The sequence below is a fragment of the uncultured Mucilaginibacter sp. genome (assembly GCF_937859865.1).
Classification (GTDB): Bacteria; Bacteroidota; Bacteroidia; order Sphingobacteriales; family Sphingobacteriaceae; genus Mucilaginibacter_A.
In genome coordinates this window covers 26193-33167 of record NZ_CALMAT010000137.1, presented here as the reverse complement: position 1 = coordinate 33167, position 6975 = coordinate 26193, and the positions used below count along the sequence as shown (strand labels likewise).

The 6975-nt window shown below is 42.9% G+C and carries 4 protein-coding genes; 2 read left to right on the top strand and 2 right to left on the bottom strand.

What is annotated here, in order from left to right:
• Window positions 1–331 precede the first annotated feature (331 nt).
• On the top strand, window positions 332–826 hold the full coding sequence (locus tag Q0192_RS15060) for a hypothetical protein (protein ID WP_299290573.1): 495 nt from the start codon (window positions 332–334) through the stop codon (window positions 824–826).
• A gap of 279 nt (window positions 827–1105) precedes the next feature.
• Here Q0192_RS15060 and Q0192_RS15055 read toward each other — a convergent pair whose 3' ends face one another.
• Window positions 1106–2041 carry a type IX secretion system membrane protein PorP/SprF gene (locus Q0192_RS15055; RefSeq protein WP_299290571.1) on the bottom strand — a complete coding sequence of 312 codons (936 nt, stop codon included), beginning with the start codon at window positions 2039–2041 and terminating at the stop codon, window positions 1106–1108.
• Between the two features lie 43 nt (window positions 2042–2084).
• On the bottom strand, window positions 2085–5390 hold the full coding sequence (locus tag Q0192_RS15050) for an MBG domain-containing protein (RefSeq protein ID WP_299290569.1): 3306 nt from the start codon (window positions 5388–5390) through the stop codon (window positions 2085–2087).
• Window positions 5391–5625: 235 nt separating this feature from the next.
• On the opposite strand from Q0192_RS15050, the gene Q0192_RS15045 reads away from it, so the two are divergent.
• Window positions 5626–6963, top strand: coding sequence for an APC family permease (locus Q0192_RS15045; protein WP_299290567.1), 1338 nt, complete (start codon window positions 5626–5628; stop codon window positions 6961–6963).
• The last annotated feature ends 12 nt before the right edge of the window (window positions 6964–6975 follow it).

The following is a 6975-nucleotide window of genomic DNA, read 5'->3' as shown; positions in this document are numbered from 1 at the left end:
TTTAAGGGCACAAAAACCACAAAAAGACAATGAATTTTATATGGTAAAAGAAGCATGGCAAATAAGGCTAACAAAATTTAAACAGGCTCTAAAAAAACAAATAGCAAGTTGACTTTTTTTAACCCTGCTGTTAGATATTATAATTGATACTTAAAACTTAAAAAAAGACATACAAGTAAACGCTGCAATTATTACAACCTTTTAATTGTTTAAATTGAAACAATGCTTGTTTATCTATGTTGACCTAAAAAAAACAATTTTATCATCCAGGCAGTTTTTGATTTGATAATTTGTTTATCATTGTTGATTATAAACTCACATACAATTTTACATGGCAAACGTAACAGAAAAAGAGATCGTTGCTTATCTTAAAGATAAGATCAAAACCATCCAATCAGAGGCTAAAAAGTACGAAGACTTGTTGAATGCTTTTAGCAGTGCTTCGCCGTCAAAATCGGCCAAGCAATCCAAAGACAATATTTTGGATGCGGTGATGGAACAAGCAGAAGACAAAGAAACTGCTGCAAAACCAGCAAAAAAGAAAGAAGCAAAACCTGCAAAAACCCCAAAGGCCCCGAAAGCTTTGGAAGTTCCGAAAGAATATACCCAAGACTTATCTTTAGGCGGTAAGATTGCATTTGCTTTGAATGAAATCGGCGAAGGTTTCGGACAGGACATTGCCAATGCAATGGCTCAATATGAACCGCAAAGCGACGGCGATAAATTGTTTAAACAAATTGCAAGTGTACTTTCTAACCTGAAATCAAGAGGCTTGTTAACAGCAACTAAAGAAGGCAGAAGAGACAAATATTCTTTGCCCAAATAAAAAGCAAAAAGCTTTTAGTTTTTTAAACAACAGAGGTTGTGTGTTTAGTTACACAACCTCTGTTGTTGTTTTACAGGATTTTTAAATTGCCTTTTGGCTTTGCCCATATAACTTCTGTTTCATTTAAATTGCAATAAATTTAGGGCGATAAAAGAAGCATTCTTTGTTATTGTTTATTTGGGTTGAATCAAATTGTTTCTATCAAAAAAGCCTACCAAATTTATGATGGCAGGCTTTTTCGGCTTTTGTGGCCATGCTTCTTTTACCGCCCTAAATTCATTATCTTTCTTTGTACAAGTGCAGTTTCAGCCCCAATTCAAAACTGCCGTTGGTATAAGTTTTTAAAGGCGAGGTTTCGGTGGTATAAAAAAGCATCAGTTGTACATTTTTGCTGATGTTGGCGCCAAAACCAAAACTTTCACTTTGGCTGCTATGGTACATGGTGTAAAAGTGCAGCAATTCGTTTTTCAAAGTAAAGTTTAGGCCAGCATCAAAAATATCTTTGTAACCTTCTACCCTGCGGTAAACAATTTTAGGTTCGATGGTAGATCCGTCCAGCACATTTTCAAGGCCAAACTTATAACTAACGGCCGTAAAAAAAACAGAGCGGTCTATACCCAAAATAGCGGTATTGTTCCTGAAAAAATGGTTGAGGTTTGGGATAGCGCCCTGAACTGTTAAATTGTTGCTGGTGTAGGATGCGCCAAAATCGCCGTCCAGGTAAGCACGCTGTTGGTTGTAACGGTCAACCTGCGCATCGCCCTGGTCGCCGTTTACACTGTTATAATCAATCCGCACGCTGGTTATCCCACCAGAAAGGCCAAAGTTTAATTGCTGGTTGTTGCTTCCTAATTTTACATGATAAGCATAAGTGGCCAGGGCGCGCGTTTGGCGCAGTAAACCGGTTTGGTCGTTACTTACGTTTAGCCCAAGTCCAACATTTTTACCGGCGTTATAATCCAAAGTTGCCACTTGCGTGCGCGGGCTGCCCGGCATGGTTGCCCATTGCTGGCGTATGCCCAGGTTTACGTTTAGCCCTTTGTCCAGCCCGGCCATTGCAGGGTTGTTTAAGTACTGGTTTTGATAGTACATGGCGGAATAAGGGTTTAGCTGCGCCGATACTGTTTTTACCTGCATAAAAACAGCAAGCAGCAAGGTTGCTTTTAAAATATGTTTTACCTGTTTTACAATCAGGGCTGGTGTTGATTTTTTCATGTTTGCTATTTTTTTGGTCAGGGTAAATGGCTTCAAACTCGTTCTATCTGTTTCTCAAAATGGTGATAAAACCTTTGATCAGTCCTTTGCCCGGGCCAAAGTCAATCACATAATAATAAGTGCCTTCGGCAAGTGGTGCGCCGTTGTAAGTACCGTCCCAATCGTTGTTGTAATGGCTAACCTTGTTTAAAAGCCTGCCGCCTTTATCAAAAATCGAAACCGTGTTGTTCGGGTACAAATCCAAGTTTTTAACCACCCAGGTATCATTTTTGCCATCAGCGTTTGGTGTTAAAATATTTGCAGGTTGAAGGATCGAATAATCATCGGTTACGTTGATGGTAATGCTGGCCGTGCTGCTGCAGCCCGAGGCATTGCTGGCCGTTACCTGGTAAGTTGTAGTTTGATTTGGACGGAATTTAATCACCGCCGAACTGCTTGTACCGCCCACGTTTGGCGAGGTGTTCCAACTGTACGTGCCGCCACCACTTGCCGTTAGCGTTACGGTTTCGCCTTTGGAAATTTGCAGCCCTTTATCGGCATTGATTAATGCAACCGGAAGTTCGTTTGCTCTTATGGTAAACGTTTGGCTAAAGGTATCTGTTCCGCCGTTTGCCGTCCCGCCGTTGTCTTTCACGGTTACGTTAACTGCTGCAGTTCCTGTTCCGGCCAACTGATAGGATAAAGTAGCTGTGCCAGCCGAAACGGAAGAAATATTTAAACTGCTAAACAAACCTGGATTATTTGAACTGACACTTAACGTAGTGCTTTGTGCCGTTTCCGGGCCTGGGGAAATACCGTTTAAAGCGATGGTTTGTGCAGCAGTTGTAGAACAGATTTGCTGATTGGCAATAGCGGCAAGCGTTGGTGCTTCGTTTACATCAGATAAATTGATGGTGATAATCTGGTCCAGGTACAAGCCGTACTGGTTGGTTGCCCGCACCAAAATACTGTAGATTGCTTTTTGCTCGAAGTCCAGGCTTTTGGCAGTAACCACTTTATTTCCCTGGATACTGAACGAGGAATTATCGGTGCTTCCGTTACCTGTGATTAAACTATAAGTATAAGTTGCGTTTGGATCAGGCGAAGTAGCATTTAATGTTCCTGTCAATGTTCCTGCAGGCTGGTTTTCAAAAATAGTTGCCTGTGCCAAACTTACACTGCTGATAGTTGGGTTGGTTACGCTAAAAGTACCGGCTACATAAGTAATGTTATAATTAGCTGATGACGCACTGCTTACGGTAATGGCATAAATACCGGCAGCCGAAGTGGCGGAAGCAGTGGTGCTTACGGTAGGTTGTGTGCTGAGGCTTGTTGCATCATCTCCATTCACAAAACCACTATAAGTTATGGTCAATGCAGGGTTGGCGGTTCCGAGTGTTTTGGTTTTGTTATCGGCTGTGATGGTTAAGGCGGCCGGATTTACGGTCAACGTTTGCTGTACGTCTGCTGCTGCCTGATAATTGCCGTTTGCTGGTTGCGAAGCTGTGATGACTGCTGTTCCGGCAGAAAGGATATGCACCTTTCCCGCCGCATCTACCGTTGCCACTGCCGGGTTGCTGCTGGTATAAGTTATCGGGAGCGAAGTATTGGTACTTGATGTATTGACATTGAAATCAGAGTCTCCATAGTTTTTTGCTGTTAAAGCAGGAAATGTGATGCTTTGTGCGCTTGGTAAAACAGTAAACGTGCCAGCTTGATAAGTGATGGCGTAATTGGCACTTGCGGCACCTGCAACTGTGATCGGATAAGTACCTGCTGCAGAAGTAGCTGTTGCGGTTGTAGAAACTACAGCAGGGGTACTTAAACTGGCAGGCGTATCACCGTTAACAAAACCACTGTAACTTATGGTTAATGCAGGGCTGGCAGAACCGTAAGTTATTGTCTCATTGTCGGCTGTAAGGGTTAAAGGTGCTTGGTTAACGGTTAGCGTTTGCTGCACGTCTGCCGCTGCCTGGTAATTGCTGCTTCCGCTTTGCGAAGCGGTAATAATAGCTTTTCCGGCCGAAAGGATATGAACCCTTCCCGCAGCATCTACCGTTGCTATTGTTGGGTCGCTGCTGCTATAAGTAACAGCCGAACCGGAAGACGCAGAGGCGGATAAATTAAAATCTGCATCACCATAAGTTTTGGCAGGTATGGAAGCAAATGTTATCGTTTGATTGTTTTTTGCAACAGTTAATGTGCTCGACTGATAAGTGATGTTATAATTCGCACTTGCAGCACCAGCTACTGTAATTGGGTATGTACCCACTGCTGATGTTGTAGTTGCCATAGTGCTAACAGTAGGTTGCGTGATTAAACTGGCTTGGGTATCACCATTAACAAAACCGTTGTAACTTACTGTTAATGCAGGATTAACTGCTCCGTATGCTTTTCTTACACTATCTGCCGTTACAGTAAGGGCGGCTTTGTTAATTGTTAATTGTTGATTGATATTGGTTGTGGCGATATAATTACCATTGCCAGGTTGCGAAGCCGTAATGGTAACAATTCCGGCAGAAACAATATGAACGTTTCCTTGTGCGTCCACCGTTGCCACGGCCGTATTGCTGCTACTGTAAATTACCGGCAAACCGGAGGAAGCACTTGCACTCAGCGTAAAATCAGGATCGCCATAAGTTTTAGGCGCAACATTAAAAGAAATAGTTTGGATACCGGGATAAATGGACAAGGTTCCGTTTACATAAGCAATGGTATAATTAGCAGATGTTGCCCCAGATGCGGTGATGGAATAAGCACCAACTGCCGAATTTGTTGTCGCCGTAGTGCTAACCGTAGGCGGCGTGGTTAAACTGGCCTGTGTATCGCCATTAACAAAACCACTGTAACTTACCGTCAGTACCGGATTTGCATTTCCATAAGTTTTGCTTTGGTTATCTGCAGTAATGGTTAAGGCAGCCGGGTTTACGGTTAAAGTTTGCTGAACAGGTGTTGCAGCACTATAATTAGCATCACCACCTTGTGAAGCTGTGATATCAGTTGTTCCGGCTGAAAGGATATGAACGTTGCCTGCGGCATCAACTGTTGCTACTGCTGTGTTGCTACTGGTATAGGCAACAGGCAGACCGGAAGAAGCAGCAGCCCCCGCATTAAAGTTTGCGTTACCATAGGTTTTAGCAGGAAATGGGTTAAAAGTAATCGTCTGGGCATTTATTGGCATACAATCATTTTCAATATCACCCAAACTATTGCCAACACGAACTAATGCGCTGATCGTACTACCACAATTTATATTTAAGGCTGTAGAACTTACAAAGCTATGGGTAAGCAAAAGCCCGGCAAATACCTTATTCGGAAAAACTGCTGCTAAAAACAGCATCAGCATAAAAAATTGTAATTGTTTTAACATAAAATAAATCTGATTGAATATTTTAAAAAGCAGGTACGCACTTGTTTTAATCCTGGCGGGTAGAATTTTAATTTGGAGTTATACGACTTGTACAGGAAGAGGTTTCAAGAGGAAATACCCTGATCAACTTACTTCTTTAACAGAAACTGTTGCATAAACGAAGCATATTACTGCAACTTTCGTATAAACTGTTATTCATTTTTCAATCTGCGCTTTTATTTTTTAGCTTTATTTCATGATATCGCCCTCCCCTCGTTCTAACCTAAAAAAGTTAGGCATACTGCCTTTGATTGCCATTATTTTTCTCACCGTTTCCGGCGGGCCTTATGGTTTGGAACCTTTGTTGGGCTATGCCGGCAAAAACGGCGCGTTGCTGCTGCTCATCATCACACCTATTTTGTGGGATATCCCAACCATTTTTACCGTGCTCGAACTTAACAGCATGATGCCGGTTACGGGCGGCTATTATCAGTGGGTAAAAAAAGCATTGGGCCTGCGTTGGGCTTTGTACGAAGGCTGGTGGACTTGGCTTTACACGTTTGTAGATTTGGCCATTTATCCCGTGCTGTTCACCGAATATGCCGCTTTCTTTTTCCCCGCAGTTGCCGCTTATAAAATCCCGGTTTGTTTGTTTATCATCTGGTCGTCTGCCGGTTTAAATATTTTGGGCATTGTGCCGGTTGGCAAAATCTCTGTTTTCCTCGGTGCGTTGGTGCTTACTCCTTTTATCATCCTTTTTTACATCGCTTTCAGTCAGCACGCCGGCAGTTTTACCTTTCCGCATTTATCTTTAAAAGGGATTGGCTTTGCCCCTTTGGGTTTGGCGCTTTATACCGTCATGTGGAATTTCATCGGCTGGGACAATGTAACCACTTACGCAGAAGAAGTGAACAAGCCTGTGCGCACTTACCTCATTTCGGTGTTAACTGCTTTTATCCTGATTTTTTCGGTGTATTTTCTAACGGTATTTATCGCGCAGCAAACCAATATTGATCCGGCAAAGTTGGAAAAAGAAGGCTTCCCGATTGTAGGGCTTATAATTGGTGGCCGCTGGCTGGGCGCACTGCTTTCTTTTGGCGGGATGGCAAGCGCGTTGGGTTTATATTCGGCCGTGCTGCTTTCGGTTTCCCGGGTGCCAAAAGTGATGGCGGATGATGGCCTGCTTCCCAAAAAAATCAATAAACTTCACCCCAAATACAAAACACCTTACGTTTCCATTTTGGTTTGTTCCGTGGTAATTAGTTTTATGGTTTTGTGGACTTTTACCGACCTGCTCATTATTGACGTAACCCTTTACGGCGCCGCTTTATTTTTGGAGTTTGTTACGCTGATCATCTTCCGCATCAAACTGCCCGACATGCCTCGCCCCTTTAAAATCCCGCTTAATGTTTACGGTTTAGGTTTGATGGCCTTGCTGCCTTTCGGCGTTTACATTACGGCTTTGGGCGGTGCTTTTTCTTCCGATGGCAATAATTGGCTGCCCGCTGTTTTTGCTATTGCCGCTTTGCTTTCTGCAGAAGTGGTTTGGCAGTTGATTAAGTGGCGGAAAAGAATAGCCAAGCCAAGTATTTAGAGCCTGTTTAAA